This window comes from Modestobacter italicus (genome assembly GCF_019799965.1).
GTDB lineage: Bacteria > Actinomycetota > Actinomycetes > Mycobacteriales > Geodermatophilaceae > Modestobacter > Modestobacter italicus_A.
This window is the reverse complement of the sequence record NZ_JABGCJ010000002.1, coordinates 469185-486338: the sequence shown is the minus strand read 5'-3', so window position 1 is coordinate 486338 and position 17154 is coordinate 469185. Positions and strand designations below refer to the sequence as shown.

At 74.8% G+C, this 17154-nt stretch carries 15 protein-coding genes; 5 read left to right on the top strand and 10 right to left on the bottom strand.

Annotation, left to right across the window (positions count from 1 at the left end; translation table 11 throughout):
• Positions 1-45: 45 nt before the first annotated feature.
• Together HLA93_RS06360 and HLA93_RS06355 are read right to left on the bottom strand one after the other, a co-directional pair.
• On the bottom strand, positions 46-1101 hold the full coding sequence (locus HLA93_RS06360) for a threonine aldolase family protein (RefSeq protein WP_222193495.1): 1056 nt from the start codon (positions 1099-1101) through the stop codon (positions 46-48).
• Positions 1101-2438, bottom strand: a complete 1338-nt coding sequence (locus HLA93_RS06355) for a class II 3-deoxy-7-phosphoheptulonate synthase (RefSeq protein ID WP_222193494.1) — start codon at positions 2436-2438, stop codon at positions 1101-1103. The genes HLA93_RS06360 and HLA93_RS06355 overlap by 1 nt, the downstream gene beginning before the upstream one ends.
• A 206-nt stretch (positions 2439-2644) precedes the next feature.
• On the opposite strand from HLA93_RS06355, the gene HLA93_RS06350 reads away from it, so the two are divergent.
• Positions 2645-4762, top strand: a complete 2118-nt coding sequence (locus HLA93_RS06350) for a methyl-accepting chemotaxis protein (RefSeq protein WP_222193493.1) — start codon at positions 2645-2647, stop codon at positions 4760-4762.
• A 33-nt stretch (positions 4763-4795) separates the two neighbouring features.
• Here the strand turns inward: HLA93_RS06350 and HLA93_RS06345 are convergent, their stop codons facing one another.
• A complete protein-coding gene (locus HLA93_RS06345) occupies positions 4796-5299 on the bottom strand; it encodes a polyadenylate-specific 3'-exoribonuclease AS (protein WP_308127970.1) in 504 nt (167 codons plus the stop codon).
• 158 nt (positions 5300-5457) lie between these two features.
• Positions 5458-6240, bottom strand: coding sequence for a lysophospholipid acyltransferase family protein (locus HLA93_RS06340; protein ID WP_222193491.1), 783 nt, complete (start codon positions 6238-6240; stop codon positions 5458-5460).
• Between the two features lie 125 nt (positions 6241-6365).
• Here HLA93_RS06340 and HLA93_RS06335 point away from each other — a divergent pair, with 125 nt between their 5' ends.
• The 3 genes from HLA93_RS06335 (at position 6366) to HLA93_RS06325 (ending at position 9208) form a co-directional block, all read left to right on the top strand.
• On the top strand, positions 6366-7157 hold the full coding sequence (locus HLA93_RS06335; protein ID WP_222193490.1) for an alpha/beta hydrolase: 792 nt from the start codon (positions 6366-6368) through the stop codon (positions 7155-7157).
• The gene (locus HLA93_RS06330; protein WP_222193488.1) at positions 7154-7843 is read left to right on the top strand and encodes a hypothetical protein; all 690 of its coding nucleotides are present in this window, start codon (positions 7154-7156) and stop codon (positions 7841-7843) included. The genes HLA93_RS06335 and HLA93_RS06330 overlap by 4 nt, the downstream gene beginning before the upstream one ends.
• A 117-nt stretch (positions 7844-7960) precedes the next feature.
• On the top strand, positions 7961-9208 hold the full coding sequence (locus HLA93_RS06325) for an ornithine cyclodeaminase (RefSeq protein WP_308127969.1): 1248 nt from the start codon (positions 7961-7963) through the stop codon (positions 9206-9208).
• 105 nt (positions 9209-9313) lie between these two features.
• On the opposite strand, the gene HLA93_RS06320 is transcribed toward HLA93_RS06325, so the two are convergent.
• The 4 genes from HLA93_RS06320 to HLA93_RS06305 are packed head-to-tail and all read right to left on the bottom strand — an operon-like array spanning position 9314 to position 12637.
• The gene (locus tag HLA93_RS06320; RefSeq protein WP_308127968.1) at positions 9314-10342 is read right to left on the bottom strand and encodes an ROK family protein; all 1029 of its coding nucleotides are present in this window, start codon (positions 10340-10342) and stop codon (positions 9314-9316) included.
• A complete protein-coding gene (locus tag HLA93_RS06315; RefSeq protein WP_222193487.1) occupies positions 10339-11046 on the bottom strand; it encodes a hypothetical protein in 708 nt (235 codons plus the stop codon). The genes HLA93_RS06320 and HLA93_RS06315 overlap by 4 nt, the downstream gene beginning before the upstream one ends.
• Positions 11043-12206: an ArsA family ATPase gene (locus HLA93_RS06310; protein ID WP_222193486.1), complete on the bottom strand. Its 1164-nt coding sequence runs from the start codon at positions 12204-12206 to the stop codon at positions 11043-11045. The genes HLA93_RS06315 and HLA93_RS06310 overlap by 4 nt, the downstream gene beginning before the upstream one ends.
• Complete coding sequence (locus tag HLA93_RS06305) at positions 12206-12637, bottom strand: SRPBCC family protein (RefSeq protein WP_222193485.1); 432 nt, start codon at positions 12635-12637, stop codon at positions 12206-12208. The genes HLA93_RS06310 and HLA93_RS06305 overlap by 1 nt, the downstream gene beginning before the upstream one ends.
• A gap of 176 nt (positions 12638-12813) precedes the next feature.
• On the opposite strand from HLA93_RS06305, the gene HLA93_RS06300 reads away from it, so the two are divergent.
• Positions 12814-14607, top strand: a complete 1794-nt coding sequence (locus HLA93_RS06300) for an AMP-dependent synthetase/ligase (RefSeq protein ID WP_222193484.1) — start codon at positions 12814-12816, stop codon at positions 14605-14607.
• Between the two features lie 21 nt (positions 14608-14628).
• On the opposite strand, the gene HLA93_RS06295 is transcribed toward HLA93_RS06300, so the two are convergent.
• Complete coding sequence (locus HLA93_RS06295) at positions 14629-15756, bottom strand: glycosyltransferase family 4 protein (protein ID WP_222193483.1); 1128 nt, start codon at positions 15754-15756, stop codon at positions 14629-14631.
• Positions 15753-17051: a M48 family metallopeptidase gene (locus HLA93_RS06290; protein WP_222193481.1), complete on the bottom strand. Its 1299-nt coding sequence runs from the start codon at positions 17049-17051 to the stop codon at positions 15753-15755. Before HLA93_RS06290 ends, HLA93_RS06295 begins: the two co-directional genes overlap by 4 nt.
• Positions 17052-17154: the final 103 nt, after the last annotated feature.

Below are 17154 nucleotides of genomic sequence, written 5' to 3'. Positions count from 1 at the left end.
GGTCACCGGTCTCGGTTCGGACTCGGCCGGACCCGACCGCTCGCCTCAGCGGCCGGCGAGGTCCCCGATCACCTGGGTGAGCACCTTCGCCGCGTGCTCCACCCCGGCCCGGTCGACGTCCAGGTGGGTGACCAGCCGGACCCGACGGGCGCTCACCTGCCCGACCAGCACGCCCTGGGCTTTGGCCGCCTCGGCCACGGCCGGGGCCGGCACGTCGTCGACGACGACCATGTTGGTCTCCACGGTGGCCGGGTCCACGCCCAGCCGCTCGGCCAGCAGCCGGGCGTGCTCGTGGTCCTCGGCCAGCCGCTCGAGGTGGTGGTCCAGGGCGTACAGCCCGGCGGCGGCGAGCACGCCGACCTGGCGCATGCCCCCGCCCAGCCGCTTGCGCCACAGCCGGGCGGCGGCGACCCGCTCGGCGCCGGCGACCAGCACCGAGCCGATCGGTGCACCCAGCCCCTTGGACAGGCACACCGAGGCGGTGTCGGCCAGCCGGCCGTAGGTGGACAGCGGGACGCCGCTGGCCACGTGGGCGTTGAACACCCGGGCGCCGTCCAGGTGCACGTTGACCCCGGCGGTGCGCGACCACTCGAACAGCCGCTCCAGCTCGCCCAGCGGCTGCACCAGCCCACCGCCGCGGTTGTGGGTGTTCTCCACCGCGATCGCCGCGGTGGCGGTGAGGTGCCAGTCGCCGTGCGGGCGCACCTGGGCGATCAGCTGGTCGGCCGACAGCCGGCCGCCGTCGGAGACCACGGTGCGCGAGGAGAGCCCGAACAGCGCCGCAGCCGCGCCCATCTCGTAGGTCAGCACGTGCGCGTCGGCGTCCCCGAGCACCTCCTGACCCGGCTCGCAGACCAGCCGCAGGCCGATCTGGTTGCCCATCGTCCCGGACGGGACGAACAGCGCGGCCTCGTGACCGAACAGCTCGGCGACCCGCTCCTCCAGCGCGTGGACCGTCGGGTCCTCGCGGTAGACGTCGTCGCCGACCTCCGCCTCGGCCATCGCCGCGCGCATCGCCGCGGTCGGGCGGGTGAGGGTGTCCGAGCGGAGGTCGACGGCGCCGGTGGAGGCGCCGGGGGCGTCGGTGTCGATGCCGTACATCAGCCGCGCAACATCTCCGTGACCAGGAACGCCAGCTCCAGCGACTGGCCGGTGTTCAGCCGCGGGTCGCACGCCGTCTCGTACCGGCTGTTGAGGTCGTCGTCGCTGATCTCCATCGCCCCGCCCAGGCACTCGGTGACGTCCTCACCGGTGAGCTCGACGTGGATGCCACCGGGCCAGGTGCCCAGCCCGCGGTGGACGTCGAAGAAGCCCAGCACCTCGTCGACCACCCGGTCGAAGTGCCGCGTCTTGTAGCCACTCGGCGACTCGTGGGTGTTGCCGTGCATCGGGTCGCACTGCCAGACGACCTGGTGGCCGCTGGCGGTGACCTTCTCCACGATGCCGGGCAGGACGTCGCGGACCTTGCCGTTGCCCATCCGGCTGATCAGCGTGAGCCGGCCGGGGACGCCCTCGGGGTCCAGCCGCTCGACCAGCTCGGTGGCCTGCTCCGGCGTCGTCGTCGGGCCGATCTTCACGCCGATCGGGTTGGCCAGCTTGGAGACGAACTCGATGTGCGCGCCGTCCATCTGCCGGGTGCGCTCCCCCACCCAGACGAAGTGGGCGCTGAGCGCGTAGGGGCGGCCCTCGTACATCCGCAGCAGGGCGCGCTCGTAGTCCAGGATCAGCGCCTCGTGGCTGCTGTACAGCTCCACCCCGCGCAGCGCCGCGTCGTCGATGCCGCAGGCCTTCATGAACGCCAGCGCCCGGTCGATCTCCTGCGCGATGACCTCGTAGCGGACCCCGGCCGGCGAGCTGGCGACGAAGTCCTTGTTCCAGTCGTGCACCGCGTGCAGGTCGGCCAGCCCGCCGCGGGCGTAGGCCCGGATCATGTTCATCGCCGCGGCGGAGTTCGCGTAGGCCCGCACCAGCCGGTTCGGGTCGGGGATGCGCTCCTCCAGCACCGGGTTCAGCGAGTTCACCATGTCGCCGCGGTAGGACGGCAGGCCGAGGGCGTCGGTGTTGGACGAGCGCGGCTTGGCGTACTGCCCGGCCACCCGGCCCACCTTGACCACCGGCACGCTGGCGCCGTACGTCAGCACGACGGCCATCTGCAGCAGCGTGCGGGTGGTCGCCTGCAGGTGCGGCTCGGTGTTGAGGTCGAAGGTCTCCGCGCAGTCACCGCCCTGCAGCAGGAACGCCTTCCCCTGGGCCACGTCGGCCAGCTGCTGGCGCAGGGTGTCGACCTCGGCCGGCGCCACGATCGGCGGCACGGTGGTGAGGGTGGACAGCACTGCGTCCAGCGCGGCCCGGTCGGGCCACTCCGGCTGCTGGGCGGCGGGGAGTCCCCGCCACCGGTCCAGGTCCGGGAGCAGCTCGGCAGGTTCGGGGAGGCTCACGCCGCCAGGGTACGGCGCGCCGGGAGCGGCCAGGGCCGCCGGTGCGCCGGCCGGGCGGCACACCCCCGCACCGGTGTCCGCGCGCCGGGACCGCCGTCGGTGGGACGCCGCTCGCGGACAGGGGGTACCGATGATCGTTCCGGCTGCCGATGGCTTGCCCGAGGCGGGAGTTCTCCCGTCTGGGGATGCGGGTCAGGGGAGCACACGTGCGCTGGGGAATCAGGACGAAGGTGGTGACACTGGCGGTGGCCAGCGTCGCCGTCACGGGATCGGCGATGCTGGGGGTGAGCGCCTGGCAGAGCGGACAGTTCGCCGACGATGCCAAGGCCGACGTCCAGGACCTGGTCGACCACAGCGTCGAACAGACGGCCGACGGCGTCCACGACGTGGTGTCCACCCAGGGCGAGTCGGTCGCGGCGAAGGTCGACAGCGACCTGCAGGTGGCCGGCTACGTGCTCGAGCAGGCCGGCGGCCTGTCCCTGGGGTCGGCCACCCGCAACACCGTCACCTGGGACGCCAAGAACCAGGTCACCAGCCAGGTCACCCCGGTCGCGCTCCCCCGCGTCCAGGTCGGCGACACGTGGCTGGGCCAGAACGCCGACGTGAACACCCCCACCCCGGTCATCGACCAGATCCAGTCGCTGGTCGGCGGCACCGCGACGATCTTCCAGCGGATGAACGACGCCGGCGACATGCTCCGGGTCGCCACCAACGTGGTCAGCGCCACGGGTTCCCGGGCGATCGGCACCTACATCCCGGCGATCGGCGCGAACAACGCCCCGAGCCCGGTGATCTCCGCGGTGCTCTCCGGCCAGACCTACCGGGGGACGGCCTACGTCGTCGACTCCTGGTACGTCACCGCCTACGAGCCGCTGTTCGACGACGCCGGGCAGGTCATCGGCGTGCTCTACGTCGGCGTGAAGCAGGAGAGCATGCCGACCCTGCGGGAGAGCGTGCAGAACACCGCCGTCGGCGAGAACGGCGGCGTCACGATCATGGGCGCCACCGGTGACCGCGCCGGCCAGGTGCTGATCAGCCCGGACGGCGCCACCGACGGGGAGAACCTGCTGGAGACGACCGACGCCGACGGCAAGGCCTACGTCCAGGAGATCGTCACCAAGGCGCTGGAGCTCGGCGACGGCGAGCAGGCCACCGTCACCTACGACGACGCCACCACCGGCGGGCACACCGTCCAGGTCGCCTACTACGCGCCCTGGGACTGGGTGATGGCCGTCGACGCGCAGGACAGCGACTTCGCCGGTCCGGTGAACGGGCTGGACGAGGGGCGGTCGGCGATGTTCACCGCGCTCGTCGTCGCGGCGCTGCTGGTGCTGGTCGCCGGCTTCACCCTCGCCTGGTGGCTGGGCCGCCGGCTCACCGCGCCGCTGGACTCGCTGCGCCAGCGGATGATCGAGATCGCCGACGGTGGGGGCGACCTCACCCAGCGGGTCGACGACTCCTCGAAGGACGAGGTCGGGGAGCTGGCCAACGCCTTCAACCGGTTCGTCGACAAGGTCGCCGGCACCATCCGGGACATCGGCTCCGCCGCCGGGTCGCTGGCGGCCTCGGCCTCCGGCGTCGCCCGGGTGGCCGACGGGCTCAGCGACCGCGCCTCCCGCAGCCGGGACCAGGCACGGCACGCCCACCAGGCGGCCGCGGACATCAGCTCCGGCGTCTCCTCGGCGGCTGCCGGTGCCGAGCAGATGGGGTCGGCGATCCGGGAGATCGCCCGCAGCGCCAGCGACGCCAGCCACGTCGGACAGGGCGCGGTCGAGCTGGCCGGCAACACCGAGACCGCGATCGCGGCCCTGGGCACCAGCTCGCGGGAGATCAGCGAGGTCGTCAAGGTCATCTCCGCGGTGGCCGAGCAGACCAACCTGCTCGCGCTCAACGCCACCATCGAGGCGGCCCGCGCCGGGGAGGCCGGCAAGGGCTTCGCCGTCGTCGCCACCGAGGTCAAGGAGCTGGCCCAGGAGTCCTCACGAGCCAGCGAGGAGATCCACCAGCGGGTGCAGTCGATCCAGGCCGACACAAGCGCCGCGGTCACCTCGATCAGTCAGATCGTCAGCGTCATCCGCGAGATGAACGACCACCAGACCACCATCGCCAGCGCGGTGGAGGAGCAGACGGCGGTCACCAACGAGCTGTCCCGCAGCGTCAACTCCGTCGCCGACGGCGCCAGCTCGGTCACCGAGACGATGAACGACGTCACCACCGACGCCGACCGCACCGCGGCCGACGTCGACTCGGCCCGGGCAGCGGCCCAGGAGCTGGACCAGCTCTCCGGTGAGCTGACCCGGCTGATCAACGTCTTCACCGTCTAGCAGCGCACGTCCGGCAGGGGCCGTCGGCAGCGATCAGCTGCCGGCGGCCCCTGCCGCGTCCTGGATGACCTGCCAGCGGGTCAGGTTGTAGCGGGCGTCGACGAGCGCGTCGTGCGTGCCGGCCGGCTTGGGCGGCAGGGCTGGGCGGCCCGCGTCGTCCCAGCGCTGACGCAGTTCGCGGGTGAACCGCGGGATCGGCCGCGGCAGCGCCGGCATCGCGCCCCACAGCTGGGCCAGCGCCACGTGGTCGTAGGCGGCGAACCAGGCCCACAGCTCGATCTCCTCACCGGGTGCGGTCAGGAAGGACAGCAGGTCCTCCCGGATCCGCTGCCGCGACCGCCACGCCCTGTCCGCCGGGGAGGGCAGCTGGTCGAGCACGTTGCGGCGCACCCACGGGATGGCCTTGTCCGGGTCGAACTCGGTGCTGACGGCGTAGAACTCCCGGCCGGTCTCGTCGACCACGCCGATCGACACCAGGTCGATGGTGGTGCCGTCCTCGATGAACTCGGTGTCGTAGAAGTACCGCCGCACGCTCACCGGCACACCGTAGGCGGCACGGGGAGCGGGCCGTCGACCACCGTCGCCGCGACCGGCTGGCGGGCCGAGCGGGCACGGTGACCACGAGCGGGTGCCAGCGTGCGGCGTGCACCCGGCCGGGCGGACCGGCCCGGCTCAGCCGACGGCCGGACCGACGCTCAGCCGGCCAGCGAGCTCGGCAGCCGGTCGGCGGCCTCGTGCGGCGGCGGCTGCAGCCGGCCGACGGCCTCCTCGGCGCTGACCCCGGTGGTGTCCATCGACTTCTTCACCTTGGCGCCGTAGAGGTCGACGTACTCCTGGCCGGACAGCTCCATGATCTCGTACATGATCTCGTCGGTGATCGACCGCTCGACGAACCGGTCGCCCGACAGCCCGGCGTACCGGGAGAAGTCCAGCGGCTCCCCGAACCGGACGACGACCCGGACCATGTTCTTGCTCAGCACCCGGCCCAGCTTCCCCGGCAGCGGGACCCTGCGCGGCTCGTAGACCATCGCCACCGGCACGACCGGGGCGCCGGTCTCCAGGGTCATCCGGGCCACGCCGGTCTTGCCGCGGAACAGCCGGCCGTCCGGGGAGCGGGTGCCCTCCGGGTAGATGCCCAGGAGCTTGCCCTCCGTCAGGATCCGGATGCCGGTGCGGATGGCGTCCTCGGCCGCGGAGGCGTTGGTCCGGTCGATCGGCACCTGCCCGCTGCCGGCGAAGAAGACCCGCTGCGCGGCGCCCTTGAGCCCGGAGCCGGTGAAGTACTCGGCCTTGGCCAGGAAGGTGACCCGCCGGCGCAGCGACAGGGGCATGAAGATCCAGTCGGAGGCGGACAGGTGGTTGCTCGCGATGATCGCCGCACCCGTCGCCGGCACGTGCCCGGTGCCCACCGCACGGGGCCGGAACACGAGCTTGACGATCGGCCCGACGGCCACGTACTTGAGGAACCAGTAGAACAACGCGCCTCCCTCAGCGACTGTCAGACTAGGGAAGCGTCCAGCGCTCCGACAATCGGCTCACGCCCGTCGCCCGTCCCGCCCCACCCGTCCCACGGCTGCACCGCCCCGACCGTCCCGGAGGACCCATGCCGCAGGCGACCCGGAAGGCGACGCCGGTGCTCCCCGGCGCCGAGCCGTTCGCGCTGGACGGCGGCCCGGTGGGGGTGCTGCTGTGCCACGGGTTCACCAGCACTCCGCAGAGCATGCGGGCCTGGGGCCAGCACCTGGCCGGCGCCGGGTTCACCGTGCGCTGCCCGCTGCTGCCCGGGCACGGCACCCGCTGGCAGGACGCGAACGCAAGCACCGAGGAGGACTGGTACGCCGAGCTGTCCGCCGCCCTGGACGACCTGCGCAGCCGGTGCACGGCGGTGGTCGTGGCCGGGCTGTCCATGGGCGGGACGCTCGCGCTGCGGCTCGCCCAGCGCCGGCCCGACGACGTCGCCGCGCTGGTGCTGGTCAACCCCTCGCTGCTGACCGAGCGCAAGGACGCCGCCCTGCTGCCGGTGCTCGCCCGGCTGACCCCGGCCTGGGCGCCGGTGGCCAACGACGTGAAGAAGCCCGGGAGCGTGGAGCTCGCCTACCGCCGGCTGCCCACCCGGGCCGCCCTGGCGCTGCGCCGGCTCTGGACGGCGGTCCGCGCCGACCTGGGCGCGGTGCGGGCCCCGCTGCTGGTCTTCCGCAGCGTGACCGACCACGTCGTCGAGCCCGCCTCCACCCGCCTGCTGCTGGCCGAGGTGGGCAGCACCGACACCACCGAGGTGCTGCTGCACGACAGCTACCACGTGGCGACCCTGGACAACGACGCCCCGATGCTCTTCGCGCACTCGGTGGACTGGATCCGCGAACGGGTCCCCGCGTCGTCCGCGAGCAGGGCATGACGCTCCCCCGCCGGGGCCGGGGCCGCCGGGACAACGGTCTGCAGGCCGCCCTCTGGTTCCCGCTGCGTGACGTCGACCCCCGGATCGGCGAGCACCTGCTCGACGTCCTCGAGGCGGCCGGGATCGCCGCCTACCTGGACCCCTCCACCGACGTCGAGCCCTACACCCGCAGCGTCTCCCTGCCCAGCCCCCCGTCGGACCGGCTGTTCGTGGACCGGGCCCGGCGGACCGAGGCCGCAGCCGTGGTCGCCCAGCACGCCGACGACCCGCCGGCCGCGCCGCCCCCGCGTGCGGACCGGTCGGCTGCCGACCAGCGCCGCGAGGACGACGAGTTCGCCCGGATCGTGGCCGCCTTCGAGGCCGAGCACGGCCGGACGGCCGTCTCCGGGCCGCCGCGGGACGACCCGCCCCCGCCGCCGGCCGAACCGTCCGTGCTCGACGCCCCGGAGGAGCACTACGAGCCCCCGCCGCCACCACCGCTGCCCGTGCTGGCCCCGGCGTCGCTGTACTCCCTGCTGCTCATCGCCGCCGGGGCGCTGCTGATCATCGCGCCGACCACGCTGGGGCTCTCGATCGACCTCGGCCTCGTGCTCGGGGTCGCCGCCGTGGTCAGCGGGGTCGGCGTGCTGGTCTCCCGGATGCGCGAGCGGTCGATCGACGACGGCGACGACGGCGCCGTCGTCTGACGAAGGACCCCGTCGCCCCCCACCGCTCGCAGGCTCGCGGCGGGCCCCTGCGACGGGGCCGGGGCGGGGCACCGCCGGGGGTTCTCCGGACCGGCGGGGTCCCCTAGCGTGCGCGGGGTGACCTCCCCCGCGTTGCCGCACTCCGCCGTCGTCACCCTGACCGGTCACCTGATGGACACCGGCATCCTGGCCCGGGTGCTCGACGACGTCCTCGAGTACGGCGGGGACTACCGGATCGACAGCCTGGAGCTGGGCCGCCAGCACGAGGACGCGTCGCGGGCGCTGGTCGAGGTGCGGGCCGACGAGTCCGAGCGGCTGGACCGGATCCTCATGCGGCTGCAGGTGCACGGCGCCAACCCGGTCGACCCCGGGACGGCGACCACCCGCCCGGCTCCGGCGGACGGCGTCTTCCCCGAGGACTTCTACTCGACCACGAACCTGGAGACCCTCATCCGCCTCGACCGGGAGTGGCTGCGGGTGCACCGGCCGGAGATGGACTGCGGTCTGGTGGTCACCCGGGGCGCGGGCACGCCCGAGGTCCGCACGGTCCCGGTGAGCGACGTGCGGGCCGGCGACGAGGTCGTCTGCGGCGCCGCCGGGGTGCGGGTGGAGCTGCCGCCCCAGGCACCGCGCGGTGAGGAGGACGACTTCGGCTTCATGTCCTCGTCGGTGTCGAGCGAGAAGCCGCAGGCGCTGCTGGTCCGGCAGATCGCCGAGCGGATGCGCCAGGTGAAGGACGCCGGCCAGCGGGTGCTGTGGGTGGGCGGCCCGGCCGTGGTGCACACCGGCGCGGCCCCGGCGATGGTGCGGCTGGTGCGCGCCGGCTACGTCGACGTCCTGTTCGCCGGCAACGCACTGGCCACCCACGACATCGAGTCCTCGCTGTTCGGCACCTCGCTCGGCGTCGACCTGGCCAAGGGCTCCGGTGTGCCGCACGGCCACGAGCACCACATCCGGGCGATCAACACCATCCGGGCGGCCGGCTCGATCGCCGCGGCCGTGGAGACCGGGGTGCTCACCGGCGGGGTGATGCACGCGATGGTGCAGGCCGGCAAGCCGTTCGTGCTCGTGGGCTCCGTGCGCGACGACGGCCCGCTGCCCGACGTCATCACCGACGTGATCGACGGTCAGCGCGCCATGCGGGCCGAGCTGCCGGACGTCGGCTTCGCCATCATGGTCGCCACGATGCTGCACTCGATCGCGACGGGGAACATCCTGCCCGCCTCGATCCCGCTGGTCTGCGTGGACATCAACCCGGCCACGGTCACCAAGCTGGCCGACCGCGGCAGCGCCCAGGCGATGGGCATCGTCACCGACATCGGGCTGTTCCTGGAGCAGCTGGCCCGCGAGCTCGCCCCCGAGTGAGCAGCCCGCGAGGGCGCACGGCCGGCCGCTGGGCCGCGGCCAGCGGCTCGTCCCGGGCCGGGCACGGCAGCTGGCCGCGATGGAGCGCGGCAGGTCGACCAGGTGCTACGCGTCCCCGTCGACCACCGCGCGGCGGACGAGGTCGGCAGCGCCGACCAGGCCCGCCTGCGCGCCGAGCTGCGCGGCGGCGACCCGGGGGCCGGGCCGGAAGCCACGGCCGGGCAGGGCCCGCTCCAGCCGCTCCCGGGCCGGGGCGAGCACCGTCTCCCCCAGCACGCTCACCCCACCGCCGATGACCACGACGTCGGGGTCGAGGATCGCCGAGAGGTCGGCGATCCCCTGCCCCAGCCAGGTGCCCACCTCGCACAGCAGCTCGACGGCCAGCGGGTCACCGTCGGCCGCGGCGGTGGCGACCACCTCGCCGGTGATGCGGGCAGCGTCCCCACCGACCCGGTCGAGCAGGTCCGCGGCGGCCGCCGGGGAGTTGTCGGCCACCTCCCGGGCGGTGTGCCCCAGGGCGTTGCCGCTGGCGTACTGCTCCCAGCAGCCCCGGTTGCCGCAGGCGCACAGCCTCCCGTCGGGCACCACCCGCATGTGTCCCCACTCGCCGGCCACGCCGTGCGCCCCGCGCTGCAGCCGGCCGTCGATGACCAGCCCGCCGCCGATGCCGGTGCCCAGGGTGATCATCACGACCAGGTCGCTGCTGCGGGCGGCGCCGTAGCGGTACTCCGCCCAGGCCGCGGCGTCGGCGTCGTTGCCCACCCACAGCGGGCGCTGCAGCCGGACGGCGAGGTCCTTGCGCAGCGCCTGGTTGCGCCAGGCCAGGTGCGGGCTGAACAGCACGGTGTCACCGGTCCGGTCGAACCAGCCGGCCGCACCGACACCGACCCCGACCAGCGGGCCGCCGTGCCGTTCGGCGAGCTCGTCGACGACCGCGGCGATCGCGTCCTCGGTGGCGCTCACCGACTTGCCCGGGGTCGCCCGGCGGGCGGTGTCCAGGATGGTGCCGTCGGGGGCGACCACCCCGCCGGCGACCTTGGTGCCGCCGATGTCGATGCCGAGGGCCGGCAGCAGCGCGGCGTCCGCGGCCGGCACCACGGCGGGCAGCACGGCGGCGGTGTCCGGGCCGGTCACGCGACGTCGATCCGCTGGACGGGGGCGGGGGCGGGGTGGGGCACGGTCTTCTCCGGTGCAGCGGGGGCGTCCCCGGTGGGGACGTCAGGGGCAGGGACATCGGTGCCGGCGTCGCTGCCGTCCGGGGTGGTGCGGGGAGTGGTGTTCGGGCCGGCGCTGCTCGGGGTGGCGCTGCTCGGGGTGGCGCTGTCCGGGGTGGCGCTGTCCGGGGTGCCGCTGTCCGGGGTGCCGCTGTCCGGGGTGCCGCCGTCGCCGCGGAGCGCCGTCGCCGCCGCGGTGAGGACGTCGGCCAGCGCCTCGGTGAGGTCCGGGCGGCGGCCGCGCAGCGCAGCCAGCCCCACGCACAGCGGACACCCTCGGCACTCGCTCGCGCCGCCGGACCGGGTCCCGTCGGACGGGCCGGCGGCGGACCGGTCAGCGTCAGACCGGTCGGCGTCGGCTGGGTCTGCCGGTCCGGCGGTCCCGGACGCCCTACGGGCGCGCTCGGCGGACGGTGCCGCACCGTGCGGGGCGCCGAGGAACTCCTGCAGCCGCTCAGCGAGGCCGTGCTCGGCGGTCAGGCGGCGGGCCTGCTCCGCCCAGTCGGCGAACGGTGCCGTACCGAACGACGCCGTGGCGGACGATGCCGTGGCGACCGGGTCGGTGGCCAGCCCGGCGACGAGCCGGCGGGCCTGCTCCACCCAGTCCCCTCCCGGGGCGGTCACGCCCCGGCTCCGGCGGTGTGCGCGGCCAGCAGCCCGGTCGGCCACTGCTCGGGGTCGGGGGTGAACCGGACCTCCAGGGTCGCGTGCTCCGTGCCGGCCCCCTCCAGCGCGCCACCGGAGACCGTGCAGCGGCGCAGCAGCGCGTCCAACGGCAGCGAGCGGCGGGTCCCAGCAGCGGTCACGACCAGGTCGTCGGCCCAGCGGGTGAGCTCGACCCCGCCCCGGCGGGCGAACGGCAGCGGCACGTCGAGCACCCAGCCGGCGTCCACCCGGCGCGGCGCCGGCCCGGTCGCCGGCTGCTGCACCGTCTCCGGCACCGCGGCGTCCAGCGCGGCCAGCTCGGTCACCGACTCCGGCGGGACGGCGGCCTCGGCGACCTCCCGGACCGGGCCGAGCAGCGCGCGCACCCCGCGCAGCGCCTCCTGCTGGACGGCGGTGCGCCGGGCCCACCACTCCCCCGGCCCGTCCGGCAGCACCCGGGCGACGGTGACCGAGGCGACCCGCTGCCCCAGCACGCCGAGCGCGGTCGCCGTCTCCTGCAGCTGGCCGGCCGCGGCCGGCTCCGGCCGCAGCACCAGGTGCACGGCGGTCCGCGAGGGGTCGGCCAGCGGTGCGGCGTCCAGCAGGTCCTCCACCGCCGTCGCCCCCGCGAGCAGGCCGGCGGCCACCCCCGGGCGGCCGTTGCTCGCCGCCGCACGCAGGGTGGCCAGCACCCGGAGCCGGGTGGGCGCCAGCTGGCCCAGCCACCAGCGCAGCGCGGTGGGGAGCGCGAGCAGGGCGGTGGCCGCCGGAGCCGGGCCAGCGTCCAGCACGACGACGTCGGCGTCCCCGGCGCGCACGTGCCCGGCCAGCGCCGCCAGCAGGGCGAACTCGGTCACCCCGGGCACCGGGACGACGGAGGTCGCCGGCGGCAGGGTGAGCAACGGAGCCGCCGCGGTGACCTGGTCGGCGTGCCGGGCCCACAGCTGCTCGAGCGCCGGCTGGGCGCTGACCACGTCGACGTGGACCGCGTCGCCGAGCCCCACCACCCGGGGCGCCTGGGTGGTGAGCAGCACGCAGCGGGTGCCGGCGGCGGCCAGCCGGAGGGCGGTGGCCGCGGCGACCGTCGAGCTGCCGGCACCTCCGGGGCCGGTGACGAGGAGGACCTGGACGGTGCGCATCAGCCCTCGACGCGCTTCTTGAGCTCCTTGAGGGCGGTGTCGAGGATGACCTTCTCCGCCTTGCGCTTGATCAGCCCGAGCATCGGGATCGACAGGTCGATCGTGATCGAGTAGGTCACGGTGGTCGAGCCGCCGGACTCGGTCAGCACGTAGGAGCCGTCCTGCTGCTTCTGCATCTGCCCCTGCACCAGCGTCCAGTCGACGCGTCGGTCGCCGTCCCAGGTGTAGTCGAGCACGTAGTCGTCGGTGACCGCGCCGGCGTCGAGCACGAAGTGCACGCGGCGGGCCCGCCCGTCCGGGCCGGTCTCCAGCACCTCCACCTGCTTGGCCGCCGCGACCCACTGCGGGTAGGCCGGGAAGTCGGCGATCACGGCCATCACCTGGGCCGCGGGCGCATCGACGACGATCGACTGGGTGGACTGGTCCGCCATGCGCCGGAGGGTAGTCGCTCCGCCCTCCCCACCTGGCCTCCTCCCGGGCCCGCTGCCCCGGCCGGGGGACGCGTCCGGTGCTCGCGACCGCACCGCCGGACTAGATTGGCCGACGACCCCACGTCCGGGGCAGTGGGGCGACGGTGCCCCGCCCGGGCGGGACAGAGAGGACCGGCGTGCGCGAGCTGAGCGTTCCCCCCACCGCCACCGTGGGGCCCGATGACGCCCTGACCGACATGATCAGCCGCAATGCGGCCGAACACCCGAGCGAGGTCGGCCTGCGCCGCCAGCTCGGGGGCCAGTGGGTCGACGTGACCCACGCGCAGTTCGCCGCGGAGGTCGCCGGCGTGGCCAAGGGCCTGATCGCCGGGGGCGTCCAGGCCGGCGACCGGGTCGCCCTGATGGCCCGCACCCGCTACGAGTGGACGGTGCTGGACTACGCGATCTGGACCGCCGGCGCGGTCGTCGTCCCGGTCTACGAGACCTCCAGCGCCGACCAGGTCGCCTGGATCGTCGCCGACTCCGGCGCGCGGGCGATCGTCGTCGAGGGCGCCGAGCACGCCGCGGCCGTCGAGTCGGTGCGCTCGGAGGTCCCCGAGCTGGGCCCGGTGTGGGTGCTCGACGACGGCGCCGTGGACACCCTGACCGCCGCCGGGGCGGACGTGCCCGACAGCGAGCTGACCGCCCGCCGGGCCACCCTGACCTCCAGCAGCCTGGCCACGCTGATCTACACCAGCGGCACCACCGGGCGGCCCAAGGGCTGCGAGCTGACCCACGCCAACTTCCTGTTCGAGATCCGCAACGGCATGACCCTGCTGGACCGGTTCATGAACCCGGACGGCTCGCTGCTGCTGTTCATCCCGCTGGCGCACGTGCTGGCCCGCGTCCTCCAGGTCGGGGCGATCAACACCCGCACCGTCATCGGCCACACCGCCGACATCAAGGACCTCGTCGGGGACCTGGGCCGCTTCCAGCCGACGTTCGTGCTCGCCGTCCCCCGGGTGTTCGAGAAGGTCTACAACGGCGCCAAGGCCAAGGCCGAGGGCGACGGCAAGGGGAAGGTCTTCGACCGCGCGGCCCAGGTCGCCGTCGACTGGTCCCGCGCCCAGGACACCGGCGGCCCCGGCCTGGCCCTCAAGCTCCAGCACGCCCTGTTCGACCGGCTGGTCTACGGCAAGCTGCGCGCTGCCCTGGGCGGGCGCTGCTCCGGCGCCATCTCCGGTGGCGCGCCGCTGGGCGAGCGCCTGGGCCACTTCTTCCGCGGCATCGGCGTGACCATCTTCGAGGGCTACGGCCTCACCGAGACCACCGCCGCCGCCTCGGTCAACCACGACGTCGCCCTGCGGATCGGCACCGTCGGCCGCCCGCTGCCCGGCGTGGACGCCGCGATCGCCGAGGACGGCGAGGTGCTGCTGCGCGGCGGGATCGTCATGCGCGGCTACTGGAAGAACGAGCAGGCCACCGCGGAGGCCATCGACGCCGACGGCTGGTTCCACACCGGCGACATCGGTGAGCTCGACGCCCAGGGCTTCCTGCGGATCACCGGGCGCAAGAAGGAGATCCTGGTGACCGCGGGCGGCAAGAACGTCGCCCCCGCCGTCCTGGAGGACCGACTGCGGGCGCACAAGCTGGTCAGCCAGTGCATCGTCGTCGGTGACCAGCGTCCCTTCATCGCCGCGCTGATCACCCTGGACGCCGAGGCGCTGCCGGCGTGGCTGAAGGCCCAGGGCAAGGACACCTCGCTGACCGCCAGCCAGCTGCGCGACGACCCCGACCTGCTCGCCGAGCTCGACGCGGCCGTCGCGGACGCCAACAAGGCGGTGTCGCACGCCGAGGCGATCAAGAAGTTCCGGGTGCTCGGCGACGACTTCACCGAGGACAACGGGACGCTGACCCCGAGCCTGAAGCTCAAGCGGGCCGTGGTGATGAAGCAGTTCGGCGACGAGGTCGAGGCGCTCTACGCGCACTGAGCCCGGCTGCTCGGCCCCGCCTCAGCGGGCGGGGTCGAGCAGCTCGGCGAAGGTCTGCGCGATCGTCGTCCACGACCAGCGCTCCTCCACCCAGGTGCGGCCGGCCGCGCCCATCGCCCGGCAGCGCGCCGGGTCGTCCAGCAGGTCGGCCACCACCCGGGCGACCTCGGCGGGCGACCTCGGGTCGACCACGTGCCCGGTCACGCCCTCGCGCACCGTCTCCGGCGCACCCCCGGAGGTGCCGGCGACCACCGGGCGCCCGCAGGCGGCCGCCTCCAGGAAGACCATGCCGAGGCCCTCGACGTCCAGCCCGCCGCGGCGGGTCCGGCAGGGCATGGCGAACACGTCCCCGGCCGCGTAGTACCCGGGCAGCTCCGCCGCGGGCACGCCGCCGGTGAGGACGACGGAACCGGTCAGCCCCCGGGCCGCCACGGCCCGGCGCAGCGCACTCTCCAGCGGTCCTCCGCCGACGAGCAGCAGCCGGGCCCGCGGGTGCCGGGCGAGCACCTGCGACCACCCCTCGACCAGCACGTCCTGGCCCTTGCGGGGCACCAGCCGGGAGACGCAGACGACCACCGGGGCGTCGTCCAGGCCGTACCGCGCCCGCACCGCGGTGCCGTCGGCGTCCGGGGTGAACCGGTCGACGTCCACCCCGGGTGACAGCTGCACCAGCTGGGTCCGGGCCGCCAGGGCGGGTGCCAGCCGGTCCCGGGTGTAGTCGCTGATGTACGTGACCACGTCCAGCCCGCCGGCGATCCGCTGCACCACCTGGCGTGCGCCGGGCAGCGCCACCCAGCCGGTCTCGTGGCCGTGCGTGGCACCGACCAGCCGCTGCACCCCGGCCCGGCGCAGCGCAGGGGCCATCAGCCCCAGCGGCGCGGCGGCCCCGAAGAACACCGTATCGCAGCCGTGCTCGCGGGCCAGCCCGACCGCGGTGCGGGTCGCCGCCGGGGTGGGCAGCAGCATCGACGTCCCCGCGCGCACGACCGGGTACGGCAGCCTGGCGTCGTGCTCGGCCGCGCCGGGGTGGTCGGAGGCGAACACCACCAACGAGCCCGGTGGCCGGGTGGCCAGCAGCGCCGCCACGAAGGTCTGGATGCCGCCCTGCCGGGGCGGAAAGTCGTTGGTGACCACCAGCGTGCGGCTCACCGGCCGTGCACCGCCGCCCAGTCCTCGGCGAAGGCGATCCGCTGCGGCACGGTCGGGTGCGAGCCGAAGAACCAGTGCCAGGCCGCCGGCGGGTCCGGGTCGTTGAGGTTGGCCGTCCCCAGCGACCGCTGCACGGCGGTGAAGGACTCCGGGTCCTCGGTGAGGTCCAGGGCGTGCAGGTCGGCGCGGGCCTCGATGTGCCGGGACACCAGGTTCTGCACCGGCGTGGAGACCAGCGTGCCGAGGGCCAGCAGCAGCATGAGCAGGCCCACCACCTGCCCGTCACCGGGCCCGGACGCCCCGGCCCGGCGGAGCAGCGGCGTGGCGGTCAGCAGCCAGCCGAGCAGCGCCGTCCCGGCCCCGGCGCCCAGCGCACCGATCAGCGTGCCGGTCAGGACGTCGTCGTTGGCGACGTGGCCCAGCTCGTGCGCGGCGATCGACTCGATCTGCTCGTCGGGCAGCCGGTCCAGCAGCGTGTCGTACACGACGATCCGCCGGGTGGAGCCGAACCCGGACACGTAGGCGTTGAGCGCGGTGGTGCGCCGGCTGGCGTCGGCCACCAGCACGTCCTCCACCGGGGTGCCGCTGCGCTCGGCCAGGGCCAGCAGCTCGGTGCGCAGCGGGCTGGCCGGCATCGACTCGAACTGGTTGAACGCCGGCTCGATCACCAGCGGGTAGAGGAAGGAGCCGACCACCACCAGCGCCGCGGCGCCACCGCCGGCCCAGGCCCACCAGGTGCGCGGGGCCCGGCGCGCCAGCGCGACGACCGCCAGCAGGCCCACGGCGGTCAGGCCCGCTGAGATGGCGGTGGAGGTGGCCACGTCGCGCGCCCACAACCCCCAACCGCGGGTGGACAGGCCGTACCGGTGCCGCACGACCTCGCCGTAGACCGACAGCGGCAGGGTCGCCAGCCGGCCGATCACCGCGATGCCGACCACGCCCAGCAGCACCTGCCAGACCCAGCCCCCGCCGAGCGGACGGGCCAGCGTCCGGGCCACGGCAGCCCCCGCCCGGGTCAGCCCCAGCGCCGCCGAGACCAGGAGGCCCAGCAGGAGGGAGGTCAGCGACGCCGGTCGCAGCGCGGCGGCGAAGGCCTCGGCCCGGGCGATCTGGTCGGCGCTGAAGACCGCCGCCGGGTCGGCCGGCGTCCGGCCGCCGGGCGGGGTGGGCAGCACCTGCCACGGCGTCGCCACCACGATCACCACGACGAGCGCGGCGCCCAGCACCCCGGCCGCCAGCAGGGCGAGCCGACGGGTGCTGCGTGGGTCCGGCGGTGCGGCGGAGGCGCTGCTCACGTGCGGCGGGTCAGGTGGGTCCTCGGGCACACGCCGCCGAGCTTAGGCAGCCCGCCTGTGTCCCCGGCCGAGCCCGGGACGGGGCCCGGTACCCCGACGGGCT